This is a genomic window from Streptomyces sp. NBC_00376, from assembly GCF_036077095.1.
Classification (GTDB): Bacteria; Actinomycetota; Actinomycetes; order Streptomycetales; family Streptomycetaceae; genus Streptomyces.
In genome coordinates this window covers 5,711,297-5,730,037 of record NZ_CP107960.1, presented here as the reverse complement: position 1 = coordinate 5,730,037, position 18,741 = coordinate 5,711,297, and the positions used below count along the sequence as shown (strand labels likewise).

12 protein-coding genes are annotated in these 18,741 nt (G+C 74.0%); 10 read left to right on the top strand and 2 right to left on the bottom strand.

Annotation, left to right across the window (positions count from 1 at the left end; translation table 11 throughout):
- Positions 1-66: 66 nt before the first annotated feature.
- Positions 67-366 carry a hypothetical protein gene (locus OG842_RS45255; RefSeq protein WP_443064008.1) on the bottom strand — a complete coding sequence of 100 codons (300 nt, stop codon included), beginning with the start codon at positions 364-366 and terminating at the stop codon, positions 67-69.
- 40 nt (positions 367-406) lie between these two features.
- Here OG842_RS45255 and OG842_RS25780 point away from each other — a divergent pair, with 40 nt between their 5' ends.
- From OG842_RS25780 to OG842_RS25765, 4 genes are all read left to right on the top strand, one after another.
- Positions 407-2,755 (top strand): tetratricopeptide repeat protein, encoded by a 2,349-nt coding sequence (locus tag OG842_RS25780; protein ID WP_443064007.1) that lies wholly within the window; start codon positions 407-409, stop codon positions 2,753-2,755.
- A gap of 2 nt (positions 2,756-2,757) precedes the next feature.
- Positions 2,758-4,080 (top strand): protein phosphatase 2C domain-containing protein, encoded by a 1,323-nt coding sequence (locus OG842_RS25775; RefSeq protein WP_266732952.1) that lies wholly within the window; start codon positions 2,758-2,760, stop codon positions 4,078-4,080.
- Between the two features lie 122 nt (positions 4,081-4,202).
- On the top strand, positions 4,203-5,561 hold the full coding sequence (locus tag OG842_RS25770; RefSeq protein ID WP_266732951.1) for a vWA domain-containing protein: 1,359 nt from the start codon (positions 4,203-4,205) through the stop codon (positions 5,559-5,561).
- 136 nt (positions 5,562-5,697) lie between these two features.
- Positions 5,698-6,969, top strand: a complete 1,272-nt coding sequence (locus OG842_RS25765; RefSeq protein WP_266732950.1) for an FHA domain-containing protein — start codon at positions 5,698-5,700, stop codon at positions 6,967-6,969.
- A 52-nt stretch (positions 6,970-7,021) separates the two neighbouring features.
- Here OG842_RS25765 and OG842_RS25760 read toward each other — a convergent pair whose 3' ends face one another.
- Positions 7,022-8,002, bottom strand: coding sequence for a methyltransferase domain-containing protein (locus OG842_RS25760; protein WP_266732948.1), 981 nt, complete (start codon positions 8,000-8,002; stop codon positions 7,022-7,024).
- Positions 8,003-8,129: 127 nt separating this feature from the next.
- On the opposite strand from OG842_RS25760, the gene OG842_RS25755 reads away from it, so the two are divergent.
- The 6 genes from OG842_RS25755 to OG842_RS25730 all read left to right on the top strand — a co-directional run bounded on the left by OG842_RS25755 (position 8,130) and on the right by OG842_RS25730 (position 18,735).
- Positions 8,130-8,534, top strand: coding sequence for a globin (locus tag OG842_RS25755; RefSeq protein WP_266732946.1), 405 nt, complete (start codon positions 8,130-8,132; stop codon positions 8,532-8,534).
- Between the two features lie 186 nt (positions 8,535-8,720).
- Positions 8,721-12,020, top strand: coding sequence for an ABC transporter permease (locus tag OG842_RS25750; protein ID WP_266732944.1), 3,300 nt, complete (start codon positions 8,721-8,723; stop codon positions 12,018-12,020).
- Between the two features lies 1 nt (position 12,021).
- The gene (locus OG842_RS25745) at positions 12,022-14,907 is read left to right on the top strand and encodes an FtsX-like permease family protein (protein ID WP_328512554.1); all 2,886 of its coding nucleotides are present in this window, start codon (positions 12,022-12,024) and stop codon (positions 14,905-14,907) included.
- Positions 14,904-15,872 carry an ABC transporter ATP-binding protein gene (locus OG842_RS25740; protein WP_328512553.1) on the top strand — a complete coding sequence of 323 codons (969 nt, stop codon included), beginning with the start codon at positions 14,904-14,906 and terminating at the stop codon, positions 15,870-15,872. The genes OG842_RS25745 and OG842_RS25740 overlap by 4 nt, the downstream gene beginning before the upstream one ends.
- A 113-nt stretch (positions 15,873-15,985) precedes the next feature.
- On the top strand, positions 15,986-17,545 hold the full coding sequence (locus OG842_RS25735; RefSeq protein WP_328512552.1) for an alpha/beta hydrolase: 1,560 nt from the start codon (positions 15,986-15,988) through the stop codon (positions 17,543-17,545).
- Positions 17,542-18,735: a serine hydrolase domain-containing protein gene (locus OG842_RS25730; RefSeq protein WP_328512551.1), complete on the top strand. Its 1,194-nt coding sequence runs from the start codon at positions 17,542-17,544 to the stop codon at positions 18,733-18,735. Before OG842_RS25735 ends, OG842_RS25730 begins: the two co-directional genes overlap by 4 nt.
- Positions 18,736-18,741: the final 6 nt, after the last annotated feature.

Below are 18,741 nucleotides of genomic sequence, written 5' to 3'. Positions count from 1 at the left end.
GGCGGCGGGGCGATCAGGGGGACCGATCATGAGTACGCAGTGCCAGCGCCCCGCGTGCGAGGGCAGTTACGAGGACATGGGCGGCGGTGAGCTGTACTGCGACACCTGCGGGCTGGCTCCGGTCGTGTCGCCGAATGGCCTGGTGAGCTCGCCGCCCACCGGGATCGCGGTCGGCGGCGCGAACAGCCGTGGCAGCAGCAGTGGTTCGCGGTCCTCGTCCCGGGCGTCCTCGCGGTCGTCCCGTTCCTCGCGCTCGTCGACCTCACGGCGCTCGGTGTCGGGCCGGCTCTCGCGTTCGCTGTCCGGCAGCGTCACCTCCCCCTCGGTCTCGGTCCGTTCCTCCGGTTCGGCCTCGGGCGCGTCCACCCGGGGCAGGCTGGGCGTGGGCCTGGTCGAGGTGCCGGACGTGCCGCGTCCCGACCCGCGCTCGGCGGTGATGGAGAACCCCGAGGTACCGGAGCGGAAGCGTTTCTGTTCGCGTTCCGACTGCGGGGCCCCGGTCGGCCGGTCGCGCGGCGAACGGATCGGCCGCACGGAGGGGTTCTGCACCAAGTGCGGTCACCCCTACTCCTTCGTGCCCAAGCTCCACGCGGGCGACATCGTGCACGGCCAGTACGAGGTCGCCGGCTGTCTGGCTCACGGCGGGCTCGGCTGGGTCTACCTCGCGGTCGACCGTGCGGTCTCGGACCGCTGGGTGGTCCTCAAGGGCCTGCTCGACACCGGCGACCAGGACGCCATGGCGGCCGCGATCTCCGAGCGCCGCTTCCTCGCCGAGATCGAGCACTCCAACATCGTCCGGATCTACAACTTCGTCGAGCACCTCGACCAGCGCACCGGCTCGCTCGACGGCTACATCGTGATGGAGTACGTCGGCGGCAAGGCGCTCAAGGACATCGCCAACGAGCGCCGCACCCCCGCCGGGAAGCGCGATCCGCTGCCGGTCGAGCAGGCGTGCGCGTACGGCATCGAGGCGCTGGAGGCGCTCGGCCATCTGCACAGCCGCAACCTGCTGTACTGCGACTTCAAGGTCGACAACGCGATCCAGACCGAGGACCAGCTGAAGCTGATCGACATGGGCGCGGTGCGCAGGATGGACGACGACGAGTCGGCCATCTACGGCACGGTGGGCTACCAGGCGCCGGAGGTCGCGGAGATCGGCCCGTCGGTCGCCTCCGATCTGTACACGGTCGCGCGGACGCTCGCGGTGCTCACCTTCGACTTCCAGGGCTACACCAACGTCTTCGTGGACTCGCTCCCGGATCCGGACAACATCGAGGTGTTCCGGACCTACGAGTCGTTCTACCGGCTGCTGGTGCGGGCCACCGACCCGGATCCGGCGCGGCGGTTCGCCTCGGCCGCGGAGATGGCGGAGCAGCTGACGGGTGTGCTGCGCGAGGTGGTGTCGCTGCAGACGGGGCGGCCGCGCCCGGCGCTCTCGACGCTGTTCGGCACCGAAGTGCGGGTCACCGACACGCAGTTGTTCCCGGAGCCGATGGGCGATGTGTCGCGGCTGGGGATCCGGGCGACCACCCCGGCCCGGTCCGGCCGCCGCGGGCGGCGCGGCGGGGCGGGCAACGTGCCCCGGGTCGCGGCTCCGCCCGCGCCCGGCGCGCTGCCCGGGTACGCCCCGCCCGCGCCGGGGTACGCCGCGCCCGGGGCCGCTCCGCTGATCGCGCCGCCCACCCATGTACGGGCGGGCAACGCGCCGGGCGGGAACGGTGAGGCCGCCGCGTACGCGCAGCCGCAGGCCGCCATTCCGGCCCCCCGGGTCCCGGCCGCCGCTCCGGCGGCGCTCCTCCCCGCGCCGGACGGCCCTAGGCTCGCCGAGCTCGACGTACGGTCCACCTCGCTCGCGCTGCCGGTGCCCCGGGTCGACGCGAGCGACCCCAACGCGGGTTTCCTCGCCGGGCTGATGACCACCGCCCCGTCCGAGCTGATCTCCGCGCTGGGCGCGGTGCCGGTGGCCTCGCTGGAGACCCGGCTGCGCGAGCTGCGCGCCCGCCTGGAGCTGAACGACCTCGGTGCCGCGGGGCAGACCCTGACCGCGCTGGAGGGCCAGTACCCGGACGACTGGCGGGTGGTCTGGTACCGCGGCATCACCTCGCTGGTGACCGGCGACAACGAGAACGCGGCGCTGTCCTTCGACGCGGTGTACGACGCGTTCCCCGGCGAGCCGGCGCCCAAGCTGGCGCTGGGGATCTGCGCGGAGGTCCTGGGCCAGCTGGACAACGCCGCCGAGTACTACCGGCTGGTGTGGACGACCGACCCGAGCTTCGTCAGCGCCGCCTTCGGGCTGGCCCGGGTGCAGATCGCCGCCGGAAACCGGGCCGGGGCCGTCAGCGCCCTGGAGTCGGTGCCCGAGGCGTCGATCCACTACACGGCGGCACGGGTCGCCGCGGTGCGTGCCCGGCTGCGCGGAAGGTCCCCGGACGAGCCGCTGATCACCGATCTGATGGCCGCCTCGGCCCAGGTATCGGCACTGGCCGGTTTCGGTCTGGACGCGGTGCGCCGGGAGCAGCTTTCGACCGAGGTGCTGGGGACGGCGCTCGACTGGATACTCTCCGGTAGCCCCTCGGCGCAGCCTCCTTCGCCTGCCGGGCCGGGAAAGCTGCTCGGCAGTGAGCTGGACGAGCGGGGCCTGCGCTTCGGGCTCGAACGTTCGTACCGGATGCTCGCCAGGCTTGCGGAGCCCGGCGATGAGAGGATCGAACTGGTGGAGCGGGCCAACCGTTTCCGCCCCCGGACGTGGGTGTGAAAATGTCGCAGAAGCCCCAGGAGCAGAAGCCCCAGGAGACGGCCCTGTCGAAGTGCCCCGGCTGCGAGGAGCCGCTGGAGCCGGGGGACCTGTTCTGCGGTGCGTGCGGGTACGACCTGTCGGCCGTGCCCGCCGTCGCCCAGGACCACCCGACGGTCGCCATGACCGTGCCCGCGGAGGGTTCGGCGGGGGTCCGCTTCGACCGGCGGCGTGAACCGGACGGACCGGCCGGACCGGGCACATCCAATGTGTCGAGTGCGTCGAGCGGGCCGAGTGCGTCGAGCACGTCGAGCGGATCGGACGACTTCGAGCTGCCCGCGCCCGCACCGGCGGCCGCACCCGACCCCCGTACCCCCGCCGTGGATCCGGTGGCGGCCACGCCGCCGGCCGGTACCAAGCGCTGTGTGGCCTGCCGGGCGGGCAGTGTCGACACCGACGGCTACTGCGAGAACTGCGGTCACGCCCAGCCGCGCGAGCGTGACCACATGGAGCAGGAGCTCGGTTCGGTGGCCGCCGTCAGCGACCGGGGCCTGCGCCATCACCGCAACGAGGACTCGTTCGCGGTGTCGACCACCGCCCTGCCCGACGGTTCACCGGCCGTCGTCGCGATCGTCTGCGACGGCGTCTCGTCGGCCAGCCGCCCGGACGAGGCGTCGGCGGCCGCCGCGAGCGCGGCCAACGAGGCGCTCCTGGAGTCGCTGCCTCGCGGCACCCACCCGCAGCAGGCGATGCACGAGGCGATCCTCGCGGCCGGCGAGGCGGTCAACTCCCTGGCCCAGGAGCCCGGCCGGGCCACGGAGCACGACCAGCACCGCCACCAGAACGCCCCGGCGTGCACCCTGGTCGGCTCGATCATGGCGGGCGGTCTGCTGATCGTCGGCTGGGTCGGCGACAGCCGCGTCTACTGGGTGCCCGACGACCGCACCAACCCGCCCGCCCGGCTGACCGAGGACGACTCGTGGGCCGCGCAGATGGTGGCGGCGGGCCTGATGAACGAGGCGGAGGCGTACGCGGACGAGCGGGCCCACGCGATCACGGGGTGGCTCGGCGCCGACGCGTACGAGCTGGAACCGCACACCGCGTCCTTCAAACCGGACCGGTCCGGTCTGGTGGTCGTGTGCACGGACGGCCTGTGGAACTACGCGGAGTCGGCGGCCGAGATGGCCGCGGCGGTACCGGCCGACGCGCACCAACGGCCACTGCACGCCGCCCAGGTGCTGGTGGGTCACGCGCTCGACGGCGGGGGCCACGACAACGTAACAGTGGCTCTGCTGCCGTTCGCCGTGGAGCCGCAGGGGGCAGGATCGGCGTGCGGTACCCCGTGAGTCCCGTTCCGTAACGCTTGGTTCCAGTTCCGACAGTCCGCCCCGTCACCGCCGCCTTCGCCCGTTTTTCTTCGCTCTCAGCTGTCTTCATCCGACACCTGGAGTCCCAAGGAGCCGACCAGATGGCCAACTTCTCCAAGTCGAACGTGCCGCAGTTCTCCGTCGAGGTGTACCAGAACGAATATCTGCCGGAAGGCGGCCGCGAGGTCAACGCGATCGTCACCGTCACCTCGACCGGGGGCGGCACCACCGGCGGCGTCCCGCTGTCCGGTGCGGCCGCGTCGCCCGCGCACGTTCCCGGGCGGGGGCCGAACGCCGCCGTGGTGATCATGGTCGACTGCTCCGGCTCGATGGACTATCCGCCGACGAAGATGCGCAACGCCCGCGACGCGACCGCCGCGGCCATCGACACCCTGCGCGACGGCACCTCGTTCGCCGTCGTCGGCGGTACGCACGTCGCCAAGGAGGTCTACCCGGGCAACGGCAGGCTCGCCGTGGCCGACGCGCGGACCAAGGCCCAGGCCAAGGGGGCCCTGCGCGCGCTCAGCGCCGGTGGCGGTACGGCGATCGGCACCTGGCTGCGGCTGACCGACCGGCTGCTCGGCGCGGCCGATGTGGACATCCGGCACGGCATCCTGCTCACCGACGGCCGCAACGAGCACGAAGCCCCGGAGGACCTGCGGGCCGCGCTCGACTCCTGCGCGGGCCGTTTCACCTGTGACGCCCGCGGTGTCGGCACCGACTGGGAGGTGAAAGAGGTCACAGCGATCGCCTCCGCGCTGCTCGGCACGGCCGACATAGTCGCCGACCCCACGGGGCTGGCCGCGGACTTCACGCAGATGATGGAGAACGCGATGGGCAAGGAGGTCGCGGATGTCGCTCTGCGGCTCTGGACGCCCGTCGGGGTCGAGATCAAGTTTGTGAAACAGGTCGCACCGACGGTCGTCGATCTGACCGACCGGCGCACCGAGGCGGGTCCCCGCGCCGGGGACTACCCCACGGGCTCCTGGGGCGACGAGTCCCGCGACTACCACGTGTGCGTGACCGTGCCGCAGGCCGGAATCGGGCAGGAGATGCTGGCGTCCCGGGTCTCGCTGATCCTCCCCGACCCGTCGGGCGGGGCCCCGCAGACGCTTTCGCAGGGCCTGGTCAGGGCCGTGTGGACCGAGGACATGGTGGCCTCCACCTCGATCAATCCGCAGGTCGCGCACTACACCGGACAGGCCGAACTGGCCCAGGTCATCCAGCAGGGACTCGATGCCCGCAAGTCGGGCGACTTCGACGGCGCGACCGCGAAACTGGGCCGCGCGGTGCAGTTGGCATCGGCCTCCGGGAACGAGGACACTGCGAAACTGCTTTCGAAGGTGGTGGACGTCGTGGACGCGGCGACCGGTACTGTGCGACTGAAAGCGAAGGTCGCGGACGCCGACGAGATGACACTCGAAACACGCTCGACCAAGACCGTTCGCGTCAAGAAGTAGAAACGATCAATAAACAGCAAACAGTAGGCACAGAGCCACACAGTCGAGCCGCCCGGCCGGAATGATCCGCCGGGAGGCGAAGAGCAGAAAAATACGCCGGCCCCGGGGCCGGCCCAGGAGAGGGGGAAGCGCCGACATGCCGACCTGCCCGAACGGACACCAGTCGGGTTCCGACGACTGGTGCGAGGTCTGCGGCCATCGCATGGCCGGCGCGGGCGCGCCTGCGGGTGCGGTCCCCCCGCCGCCGCCTCCGCCGCCCGCCGCCGGTTACGGCTACCCGCCGAACCCGGGTTCCGATGCGACCCAGGCCGCCGAGCTCTGCCCGCAGTGCCGCACGCCGCGTGAGGCGATGGCGCCGTTCTGCGAGGAGTGCCGCTGGAACTTCCTCACGAACACCGCGACGTCGTACACGCCGCTGGCCCCGGCTCAGGGCGTGCCAGGCCCGCCGCCCGGCCTCAACCTGCCGCCCGGTTTCCAGGCGCAGCAGCCGCCGCCCCCGCCGCAGCAGCAGCGCGACCCGTTCGAGTACCAGGGTTCGCGGCCCTCGCAGATGAACCGCCCGGCCGAGCCGCTCTCCGCCGAGCGGGGCAACCAGCCCGGTCCCCCGGCCCCCGGCCCGGGCCCGCAGTCGCCCCCGGCCCCCGGACCCGGTCCGCAGTCGCCCCCGCCGCCGTTCCAGCAGCAGGGTCCGCCGCCTCCGCCGTCCTTCCAGCAGCAGTCGGCACCGCCCGCGCCGTTCCAGCAGCAGTCCGCGCCGCCGCCGTTCCAGCAGCAGTCGGCACCGCCGGCACCGTTCCAGCAGCAGTCCGCGCCGCCCGCGTTCCCGCAGCCCGGTCCGCCGGCTCCGCAGCCGCCCGCGCCGCAGCAGCAGGGGCCGCAGAGCAGCGGCAGCGGCGACGACGACTGGATGCTGTCGCCGCCGTCCCACGCCCAGGGCCCGCAGCAGTCGGCCCCGGCGCAGCAGCAGCCGCCGTTCCCGGGGCAGAACCAGAACCAGCCGCCCGCGAGCTGGACCGCGGTCATCGCCCCGGACCGGGAGTACTTCCTGGCGATGATGCAGCGCAGCGGCCCCGAGGCGACCGGGCTGAACCTGCCCGCGTACTCCCCGGAGCAGCAGCTTCCGCTGGCCGGCAACCAGATCACCATCGGCCGTCGCAGGCACAGCACCGGCGAGTCGCCCGACATCGATCTGTCCGTGCCGCCGGAGGACCCGGGCGTCTCGCACCAGCACGCGGTGCTGGTGCAGCAGCCCGACGGCGGCTGGGCCGTGGTCGACCAGAACTCCACCAACGGCACCACGCTCAACGGCGCCGAGGACCCGATCCAGCCCTATGTGCCCGTCCCGCTCCAGGACGGCGACAAGGTGCACGTCGGGGCGTGGACGACGATCACGATCCGCCGCGGCTGATCCCACGTCGCAGGCGTGGGGCGCGCCACACGCGTCGCAGAGATAACAGAGGTCACACGGTCGGCAGTGGCCAGGCGTACGGTCCCTCGGGGTCGTCCAGCCAGGCCCACTGCCGACCGCCCCTGACCGTGATGCCGAACCTCTCCCGCTCGGGGCGCTTCTCGCGCTGCCAGAGGGAGAGGGCCTCGCGCGGGTCGAGCGAGCCCTCGGTCAGCGCCAGCAGGAACTGGAAGAGGTCGTTGTCGCTGAAGCGCCTCGGCAGTGCGCGGGTGTGCGGGCGCCGGGCGGGCGGCACCGGGCTGCCGCGCAGCGGCACGAAGTAGGCGGCCGTGTGCAGGAACCGGCCCTCGGCGTACTTCCCGTGCGCCGCCTCCCGCACCCGCAGCATGATCAGCCCGGTGGCGAACGGAGCCAGTATCCGGGCGCCCGGCACGCACTGCTCCAGCCAGGACTGCGGTACGCACGGCAGGGTGCAGGTGGCGATGATCCGGTCGTACGGGCCCCGGCGGGGCCAGCCCCGGGTCCCGTCCCCGGTGATCACCGCCGGGTGGTACCCGGCCGCGTCCAGGTGCCGACGGGCCGACTCGGTGATCTCCGGGTCGAGGTCGACGGTGGTCACGGCGTCGTCGCCGAGCCGGTGGGCGAGCAGCGCCGCGTTGTAGCCGCTGCCCGCGCCGATCTCCAGGACCCGGTGCCCGTCCCGTACGTCCAGTTCTTCGAGCATCCGGGCCATCAGCGAGGGCTGGCTGCTCGACGAGATCAGTTCGCCGTCCTTGATGCGGGTGGCCAGTGCCCCGTCCTCGTACGCCCCGCGCAGCCATTGGGCCCGCCGGACCGGGTCGGGGTCCTCGCACCACAGGCGGTCGTAGCCGCCGGCCACGAAGTAGTACGGCACGAACAGATGCCGCGGCACCTCCTCGAAGGCGGCCCGCCAGCCGGGATCGACCAGCGCCCCGCCGGCCACGATGGAGCGGACCATCGCCCACCGCTCCTCGGCGGCGGCCGCGGCGAACCGGTCGGTGTGCGCGTCCATACCTCCACCTTCCTGCGCCGGGAGCCCGGTGGCCAGGAACCCGGGCCGGTCCCCGATGGCCGTTCGGCGAGTCGGACCAGGGCCTAGGTCCCCGGTCCTCGGCCGGTGCGTCTGCGACGATGGACGGGTGACAGAGAATCCGCACGACACGCTTCAGGAGCAGACCTTCTACGAGCAGGTCGGCGGCGAGGAGACCTTCCGGCGCCTGGTGCACCGCTTCTACCAGGGAGTCGCAGAGGACCCGCTGCTCCGGCCGATGTACCCGGAGGAGGATCTGGGCCCGGCCGAGGACCGGTTCGCGCTGTTCCTGATGCAGTACTGGGGCGGGCCCCGTACCTACGGCGAGCGGCGCGGACACCCCCGGCTGCGGATGCGGCACGTCCCGTTCCGGGTGGACCGGGCGGCGCACGACGCCTGGCTGGGCCATATGCGGGTGGCCCTGGACGAACTCGGGCTGGCGCCGGAGCACGAACGGCAGTTGTGGGACTACCTGACCTACGCGGCCGCCTCGATGGTGAACACCCAGGGCTGAGCCCCGTACCACCCCCTGCAACTTCCTTCTGCACCCCCCAAGAACGGAAGTCGGTCTTCCGACACCGATAAACGGTCACAATCGGATCAAGTACTCACGCAAGCGGTTTCCAAGCGCGCATGCCCTTGAAAGCATCCGTAGAACGCCGGGGGGCGTGTGTGGCGTTGAGGGCCCAGGGGGGCGCGAGTGACGGGGTTCGTCTTTCTCCGGGTACGGGCCCACCGGCTCCTGCTCTCCGCGGCGGTTCTCGCCGTTCTGCTGACCGCCTCGGTGCTGGCCGCGCTCACCGCCTTCTCCGGTTCCGTCGGTGACGCGGCGCTCCGCCACGCCCTCACCCACCGTTCGGCGGCCGACGCCTCCCTGGTGATGTCCGCGCAGGTGGCACCCGCACAGCGGGACGCGGCCGACGCGATCGCCAGGAAGGCCGCCCGCGAGGCCTTCGACGGCCTTCCGGTGACCGTCCGGACGCTGGAGACCTCGGGGGCGTACGCGCTGCCGCGCGAGCTGCGGGCCCCGTCGGCCCGGGGCGACGAGCCCGACCTCGCCCACTTCGCCTCGCTCGACCGCAGCCGGGTCAGGATCACCGCGGGCCGCGTCCCGGCGGCGGGCGGCGGGAAGTCCGGTGCGCCCGTCCAGGTCGCCCTGCCCCGCCCGGCCGCGAAGGCGCTGAAGCTGAAGCCCGGTTCGCGGTTCACCGTCACCGACCGGCTGACCGACAAGCCGCTGCCGGTCCTGGTCACGGGCGTGTACGAGGTGTCCGACCCGGCCGATCCGTACTGGCAGCTGGACGAGCTCGGCGGGCGCGGCATCCGCAAGGTCGCCTTCACCACCTACGGTCCGCTGCTCACCGACCCTGCCGCGGCGCGCACCGGACGGCTCAGTTCCGGGACGATGTCCTGGCTGGCGGCCGCCGATTTCCGCACCGTCACCACGGGGCGCATCGACGCACTGCACGGCACCGCCACCGCCGCTCCGAAGGCGCTGCTGGCCGCCCCCGAGTTCAAGAGCGGTGCCACCGCACGGACTTCGCTGCCCCGGGTGCTGGAGCAGATGGACCGGGCGCTGCTGGTCTCCCGCTCGACGCTGATGATCGTGGCCGTCCAGCTGGTGCTGCTCGCGGGGTACGCGCTGCTGCTGGTGGCCCGGCTGCTGAGCAGCGAGCGCGACGGCGAGACCCGGCTGCTGCGGGCCCGGGGCGGATCGCGCGGCCGCATCACGGCACTCGCCGCGATCGAGGCGCTGCTGCTCGCGCTGCCCGCCGCGCTGGTGGCCCCGCTGCTCGCCGGGCCGCTGACCCGGCTGCTCGCGGGGCGCGGCGCGCTGTCCCGGATCGGGCTGCGGATCGACGGCGGCGCCACCGCCACGGTGTGGCTGGTCGCCGTCGTCACCGCGCTCGCCTGCGCGCTGGCCGTCGTGGCGCCCGCGCTGGCGGCGGGTGCCGGGGAACGCCGGGCGGGCCGGACCGCGGCGCTGCCCGCGCCGCTGCGGGCGGGTGCCGACATCGGCCTGCTGGTGATCGCGGCGGTGGCGTACTGGCAGCTCGACCGGCGGGCCACGGGAGTCGGCGGCGGCGTGCTGAGCGGGGACCGGCAGGGGCGGCTCGGCGTCGATCCGCTGCTGGTCGCGGCTCCCGCCCTGCTGCTGCTCGCAGGCACCGTACTGACGCTGCGGCTGCTGCCGCCCGCGGCCCGGCTCGCGGAGCGCGGCGCGGCGGGCGGCCGGGGGCTGATCGCGGCCCTGTCCGGCTGGCAGTTCAGCCGGCGCCCGCTGCGCAACGCCGGGCCCGTGCTGCTGCTGGTCCTCGCGGTGGCGATGGGCATGCTGGCCGTCGGGCAGCGCGCCTCCTGGGACCGTTCGCAGAGCGACCAGGCGGACTTCAGGGCCGGTGCGTCGCTGCGCGTGATCACCGGTATCGAGGACGATCCGGTGAAGTCGGGCGCGTACACGCGGCTGCCGGGTGTCCGGGACGCGGCGCCCGCGTTCCGCACCACCACCGAACTCTCGGGCAACCGCACCGCCTCGGTCCTCGCCCTGGACACCGCGCACGCCACCGAGCGGATGCTGATCCGCGACGATCTCGGCGACCGGCCGCCGGAGCGGCTGTTCGACCCGCTCGACCCGCCGAGTACCGCACGGGCCGGCCTCATGCTGCCGAAGAACAGTGAGCGGCTCGGCTTCGACGTGCGGATCAAGGCGGCCGGGGCGCACGGGCGGCCGGGTGACGAGCCGGTCCTCGCCGTGCTGCTGGAGGACCGCTACGGCCTGCCCTACCGGGTGCCGGCCGGATCCGTACCCGTCGACGGCAGGACGCATCCGGTCGCCCTCGCGGTGTCGGCCGCGGGCGATCTGGCCGTGACCGGATTCGAGCTGACCGGCAACCGGCCGTCCGGCCGGAGCGAGACGTACCGCCTCGACGTCAGCGCCCTGCGGACCGTGACGGCCGACGGCACCGAGCGGCCGGTCCCGGTCCCCGCAGGCTTCCGCTGGGACGCCGAACTGACCGGCTCCGGCTCCGGCTCCGAGACGCAGGCCGGCGAACCGGTGGACGCGACGGCCTCCGCGAAGAGCCCGCTGGCCTTCACGTACGACACCGGCTCCGCCCCCAACGTGTGGGAATGGACGCCCGCCTTCTCGGTACGGGTCACCGTGCCCCGCCCGAAGGCGCCGGCGCCGAAGGCGATCGTCACCGACGCGTATCTGAAGGCCGCCGGGGCGAAGAAGGGACAGCGCGTCGATGTCACGCTGGCCGGCGAGACGGTCCGGGTGGAGATCGTGGACTCGGTGCGCCGGCTGCCGACCACCGGCGAGGGTTCGGACGGTGACGGGTCCGCGGACCGGAGCCGCGACGGCGGGGCCGTACTGCTCGATCTCGGGGCCGTCGGCCAGGTCTTCGCGCAGCGTCCCGGCGCCGTGCTCGACGCGAACGAGTGGTGGCTGAGCACCGCCCCCGGCCGGGCCGCGGACGCGGCCGCCACGTTGCGGGCGCAGCCGGACACCGATCCGTCCCAGGTCCTGGTGCGGGACGAGATCGCGCGGGAGCTGGTCGGCGATCCGCTGGGCGCCGGACCGCAGTCCGCGCTGCCCGCGGTGGCGGTGGTCGCCGCGGCCCTGGCGGCGGTCGGCTTCGCGGTGAGCGCCGTCGGCGCACAGCGGGAACGGGCCGGCGAGTTCGCCGTACTGCGGGCGCTGGGCACCCCGCGCCGCCGGCTGACCAGGATGATCGCCGCCGAGCAGGGCGTGCTGATCGCGATCGCGCTGCTCGTCGGGACCGTGCTCGGGGCGGTGCTGAACCGCGCCGTCGTACCGCTCGTCGTACTGACCGGGCAGGCCACCGCGCCGGTGCCCGGAGTGCTGGTGCAATTGCCGGCCGGGCAGATCGCGGCGCTGCTGGCGGGCGTCGCCGCGCTTCCGCTGGTGATCGTCGTGTCCCTCGCCCTGCGCGGTGCCGACCCCGCGGCCTCACTGCGTGTCCAGGGGGACAACTGACATGACTCCGCGTTCCGTTCGAGACGACAGTTCCATTCGAGACGGCAGCTCTGTACGAGACGGCGCCTCCACGCATGACCGCGGTTCCGTTCGAGACCGCAGCACCCCCGCCGGTGCGCCCTGGGTCCGCACCCGGCTGCGCACCGCTCCCGGCACGGCCTGGGCGCTGGGGCTGCTGGTGCTGCTGACGTCGTTCCTCGCGGCCGCCTTCCCGCGCGCCGTCGAGCGCTACGAGAACGACGGGCTGCGCCAGGACATCGCCGTCGCGGACCCCTCGCACAGCGTGCTGGAACTGAGCGCGCCGGAGCCCGAACTCCAGCTGCCGTCGGCCGAGCGCGAGGCGGCCGTCCGTGACACGGCGCTGGCCTCCGTCCACCGCAAGGCACGGTCCCTGCTGCCCGGCCAGGTGATGCCGGGCACCGCCGATTCCTCGTACGGCTTCCGCACCGGGAAGCCGATCGCCGCGCAGGACGGCTGGCTGGCGCGGCCGGACCTCGTCGACCCCCAGCTGACCTACTCCACGCTGTCCGCCCTCCCGGACCACGCCACCCTGCGCGCCGGGAAGTGGCCCGCCGTGCACGGCGAGGTCACCGAGGAGACGAGCGAGGTGGAGGCCGCGGTCACCGAGGAGACGGCCAAGGCCCTGAAGGCGAAGGCCGGTTCGGTCATCTCCGTACCGGCCCAGAGCGGGAAGCAGCTGACCGTACGGATCACCGGCATCGTCGCCCCGACCGCCCCCCGGTCCGCCTACTGGTCGGCCGTTCCGCTGCTCCGGACCCCGGCCCTGGTCCCCGAACCGAATCTGTACCCGCCGCGCAATTACTGGACCGCGGCCGTTCTGCTGCCCCCGGACGCCGCGCCCGCGCTGCTTGCCACGGCGGGCCAACCGGAGGCGTTCTGGCAGTTCGCACCGGACGCCTCCCGTCTCACCGCCCCCGACGTGGCGGGGCTGCGCTCGTCGATCGCCTCCCTGGAGGGCGGCCCCGGGCTGGTACGGCTGCGCGGGGTGGCCGGTGTCAACGCCACGTTTACGACCGACCTGGACGAGATCCTCACCGGGTACGGATCGCTGCGTGCGGCGATCGGCCCGGTCGTCACGGTCGCCGCCGTGGGCGCCGGGGCCGTCGCGGGCGTCGTGCTGCTGATGACCGTGGGGCTGATCGGCGGGCAGCGCCGCGCCGAACTGGCGCTGCTGCGGGCGCGCGGCGGATCGCTGCGCGGGATCGGCGGCCGGCTGTTCGCCGAGACGGCGGTGATCGCGGTGCCCGCGGCGGCGCTGGGTCTGCTGATCTCCGTGCCGCTCTTCGACCGGGCCCGGCTGTGGCCCTCCGTCGTCGGGCCGGCCGCCGTCGCCGCGCTGGTCTGCCTCGCCCTGCCGCTGGGCGCGGTGCTGCCGCACCGCAGGCCGCGACTGCCCGGGGCCCGCGACGACCTGATGGACGCCCGCCCGTCGCGGCGGCGCACGGTCGCCGAACTCACCGTGCTGGTGCTGGCCGTCGGCGCGGTCGCGGGCCTGCGCCGACGCGGTACGGGAGGCGACGGCGGCAGCGACCTGCTGGTCAGCGCCGCCCCCGTGCTGGTCGGGCTGATCGCCGCCCTGGTCCTGGTACGGCTCCTGCCGCTGCCGCTGCGGCTCGCCTCGCGCGCCGTGGCCCGGCGGCGCGGCTTGGTCGGCTTCCTGTCGCTGGCACGGGCCGGGCGGGGCTCGGCGGGCGGCACCCTGCCGCTGCTGGCGCTGCTGCTCGCGCTGACCACGGCGGCGTTCGGCGGCTCGGTGCTCGCGGGTGTCGCGGACGCCCGGGACCGGGCAGCGGTGCACACGGTCGGTGCCGACGCCCGGATCAGCGGCCAGCACGACTCCGTACCGCTGCCGGACCGCCTGATCCGGCAGGTGCGGAAGGCGGACGGGGTGCGGGAGGTAGCGGCGGTGCAGGTCGTGTACGGCGTGCCGCTGCCCGCCGACCCGGCCGGGAACAACCGGATGAAGAACGCCGCCGTGCTGGGCGTCGACCCGGCGGCGTACGCCCGGCTGGCCCGTACGACGGGCCTCGGCCCGTTCCCCGCCGACCGGCTGCGCGCCCCCGGGCGTACGGCTGCGAAGGGGACCGCCCCGTCGAAGGACACGGTGGTGCCCGTGATCGTGTCGCCGTCGGTCGCCACGGAGCTCGGCGACCAGCCGCGCGAACTGTCCACGGCGGCCGGGGACCTCACGGTGCGGGTGGCGGGCGTCGTCCCGCGCACCGCCGCCGTCCCCGACAGCGACTTCCTGATCGTCGACGCCGCGTCGCTCACCCGCCGGCAGACCAGCACCCTGCTGGTCACCGGCGGCTCCCCGGACGCGAAGGCGCTGCGGGCGGCGGCGCAGGAAGCGGGCAAGGGCTTCTCCGTACGGCTGCGCTCCGAGGAACGCGAGGCGTTCGTCGACACCCCCATGCAGCAGGGCGCCTGGGCCATCTACGCGGCGGCGATCGCGGCCGGTGCGGGCTACGCCCTGCTCGCCGTCCTGCTGTCGCTGCTGCGGACCGCGCCGGAGCGCACGGCCCTGCTGGCCCGGCTGCGGACCATGGGCCTCACCTCCCGGCAGGGCAGGCGGCTGCTCGGCCTCGAAGCGCTGCCTCAGGCGCTGCTCGCGGCCGTCGGCGGGGTGCTCGTCGGCTGGGCGGCGATCGCGCTGCTGGCACCGGGCGTCGACCTGGTGGGCCTCTCGCTCTCCGCCGGGCCCGGACCCACCGCACTCGACACCGCTCCGCTGCGGCCCGACCCGTGGTCGCTGACGCTCCCGGCGATCGGCGTGGTCGTCCTCACCGCCGCGGTGGCCGCCGTCCAGGCCCGGTGGGCCGGCCGTCGCGGACCGAACACCGAACTCAGGGCAGGAGATTCCCGATGACGTCGCCGTCGGCCGACACCACACTCGCCGAGCTCGAACAGCGCGCCAACGCGCGCCGCGACCGACCCTCGTACGGGCACGACGCGCTGATCGCCTGCGACCGGCTGGTCCGCATCTTCTCCGCGGACGGGGTGGAGGTGCAGGCCCTGCAGGGCCTGGATCTCCTGGTCACCGAGGGCGAGTTGATGGCCCTGGTCGGCGCGTCGGGCAGCGGTAAGTCGACCCTGATGAACATCCTGGCGGGGCTCGACGTGCCGACGGCCGGGTCGGCGAAGGTCGCGGGCTGCGATCTGCTGTCGATGGGGCCGAAGGAACGGCTCCGCTACCGGCGGGACGTCGTCGGGTTCGTCTGGCAGCAGACCGCCCGCAATCTGCTCCCGTACCTCACCGCCGTCCAGAACGTCACCCTGCCGATGCAGCTGCGCGGCCGGGGCCGGATGCGGGGTGCCGAACGGGCCGCCCGCGCCGAGTCGCTGCTCCGCATCCTGGAGGTCGAGGACTGCCGCGACCGGCGCCCGCAACAGCTCTCCGGCGGCCAGCAGCAGCGGGTGGCGATCGCGGTCGCGCTCGCCAACAACCCGTCGGTGCTGCTCGCCGACGAACCGACCGGTGAGCTCGACTCGGCCACCGGCGCGCAGGTCTTCGCGGCGTTCCGCCGCGCCAACGAGGAGCTCGGCACCACGATCGTGATCGTCACGCACGACCAGGCGGTGGCCGACGAGGTCCGCCGCACGGTCGCCATCCGGGACGGCCGTACGTCCTCCGAGGTGCTGCGCCGCACCGAGGTCGACGCCACCACGGGACTGGAGTCCCAGGTGGCCCGGGAGTACGCGATGCTCGACCGCGCGGGGCGGCTGCAACTGCCCGCCGACTACACGGAGGCGCTCGGGATGGAGCACCGGGTGATGCTGGAGCTGGAGCGCGACCACATCGGGGTCTGGCCGGACGACCAGCCGCGCCCGTGACGGGTGTTGGTGGTGCTGGCCCCAGGTCGCTTCGGCCGGGTGGCCCGATGTTCCCGCGCCGCGTACGCGCCTAGCGTCGTGCGGGAGTCATCCACCTGATCTTGAGGAGCACCATGCGCGTCGCCACGCCGGCCGCCGTCGGCCTGGGCCTGACCTGTCTGCTCGCGGGCGGTGTGCCCGCATCGGCCACCCCCGCCACCCCCACCGCACCCACCGCACCCACCCATCAGCGGCTCGTCTGGGGCCCCTGCTCACCGCAGCAGCGGGACCTGAACGAGGCGGGTGCGCAGTGCACGGAGGTGACCGTCCCGCTCGACTACTCCGACCCCGGCGGGCGGACGATCCGGATCGCCGTCTCCCGGATCAAGGCCACCGCGAAGCACGGGCAGCGGCGGGGCATCCTGCTGTCGAACCCGGGCGGTCCGGGCGGCGCCGGACTCGCCAGCACCCTGTATCTGCGCCCCGCGTTGAAGGACGCCGCCGACCGCTACGACCTGATCGGCTTCGATCCCCGCTTCCTCGGCGAGTCCACCCCCGTCGCCTGCGACCCGGCCGCCCCGGCGCCCGCGCCCGGCCCGGTCACGACCCGTCGCGAGGACTTCGAGCAGTCGGTACGGTCCTCCCGCGACACCGCACGCCGCTGCCAGGAGCACGGGGACAACGCCCGGCTCCTCCCCCACGCCACGTCCCGGAACGTCGCCCGCGACATGGACGTGATCCGCGCGGCGCTGGGTGAGCGCAGACTGTCGTACTACGGCGTCTCGTACGGCGCCGATCTGGGCGCCGTCTACACCCAGATGTTCCCGCGCCGCGCCGACCGCGTCGTCATCGACTCCTCGACCGACCCGTCGGCCACCCAGTACGAACTCTTCCAGCGGGCGGGCAGACCGCTCGAAGAGGCGCTGGACGCCTGGGCCGGCTGGACCGCCCGGCACGACGGCACCTACCGGCTCGGCGCCACGCCCGCCCGTGTGCGGTCGAGCGTCCAGCGGCTGCTCGACGGGGCCGAGCGTCGCCCGGTGACCGTCTCCGGCGTCCGGCTCGACGCGCCGCTGCTGCGGCTGGTGCTGCGGCAGCTCATCCAGCACGAGGAGTACGACCCGGTGCTCGCCGCCACGGTGCGGGACCTGGCCGACGCCGCGGCGGGCAGGCCGGTCGAGCCCGGCCCGGAGCTCGCCGCCATGCTGGAGCTGCTCGCCTCGCCCGAGCTGGCGGACAGCATGCTGGGCGGCACCTTCTTCATGTGCGGCGACAGCGGCTGGCCGGCCGGCGGCTGGCCACGGAACCCGGAGACGTACTGGCGGAACATGGAGGCCAGTCGCGCCACCCAGCCCGTCTTCGGCCCGCTCGTCAACAGCATGATCGCCCCGTGCGCGTTCTGGACGAGCACGTCCCGCGAGCCGGCCACGGTGATCGGCAACGACGTACCCGTCCTGATGCTCCAGGCCCGGCGCGACAACAACGTCCCGTACGAAGGGGCATTGGCCCTGCACCGCCGCCTGACCGGCTCCCGGCTGGTGACGGCGGACATCCGCTCGCACGGGGTGTACGGGCGCGGACTCGACGGCCTCACCTCCGTCCCCTGCGCCGACCGGGCCGTCAATGACTACCTGCGCGACGGCACGCTCCCCGCCGCCGACCTGACCTGCCCGCGCACCGGGGAGGACCGGTGATCAGCAGACGTACCGGCCTGGCGGCCACGGCGGCGGCCCTGCTCACCGCAGCGTCCGCCCCCACGGCGACGGCCGCACCCCGCAACCGTCCCGGGCTCGGCGACCACCTCCAGGAAGACGTGGACGCGATCGTGGCCACCGGCGCCACCGGCGTACTGGCCGAGGTCCAGAGCGCCCGCGGCCGCACCACGGCCCGCGCCGGCTCCGCCGCCCCGGCAGCCGGGCACCACCCCGTCCCCTGGGACGCCTACTACCGGATCGGCAGCGACACCAAGACCTTCACGGCCACGCTCGCCCTCCAACTGGTGGGCGAGGGACGGCTCGCGCTCACGGACACCGTCGAGCGGTGGCTGCCCGGCGCGGTCCGGGGCAACGGCAACGACGGCCGCAGGATCACGGTCGCCGACCTGCTGCGCCAGACCAGCGGCCTGAACGACTACCTGGCCGTCTCGCCCGACGCTGCCGACGCGTTCACCCCGGCCGGGTACCTCCGTTCCCGGTTTCGCACCACCACCCCCGAGGACCAGCTGAGGGCGGCCCTGAGCCGGCCGCCGCTGTGGGTGCCGGACGCCGGAGCGCCCGCCCCTGGGCGGCGCTGGGGCTACTCCAACACCAACTACGTGGTGGCGGGCCTGATCATCGAGCGGGTGACCGGCAACTCCTGGGCTCGGGAGATCCACGACCGGATCGTCGAACCCCTGGGCCTGCGCCACACCTTCACCCCGGGCACCTCCCCGTACCTGCCCCGGCCCACGGCCACCGCGCACACCTGGTTCCCCGGCCGCACCCGGCCGACCGACACGACGCTGGCCTCCGGCGGCGGGGCGGACGGCTCCGTCATCAGCACCACCCACGACCACGGGGTCTTCCTGCGCGCCCTGATGAGCGGCCGGCTGCTGCGCCCGGCCGAGCTGGCCGCGATGAAGGAGACGGTCGTGGCCGAGGACTGGATCGATGCGCCGGGAGTCCGTTACGGGCTGGGCATCGCCTGGCGCCCGGTGGCAGGGAGCGACGGCGGGATCTGGTTCCACGGCGGAACCCATCTGGGGATCGTCTCCGAGAGCGGGGTGACACCGGACGGCTCACGGGCCGCGACCAGCGCCACGTTCACCCTGCGGATGGGCGACCCGGCCCAGGACGCCCAGGACGCGGCCGCGCGGCGCCTGGTGGACAGGGCCCTGACCGGCTAGAACCGG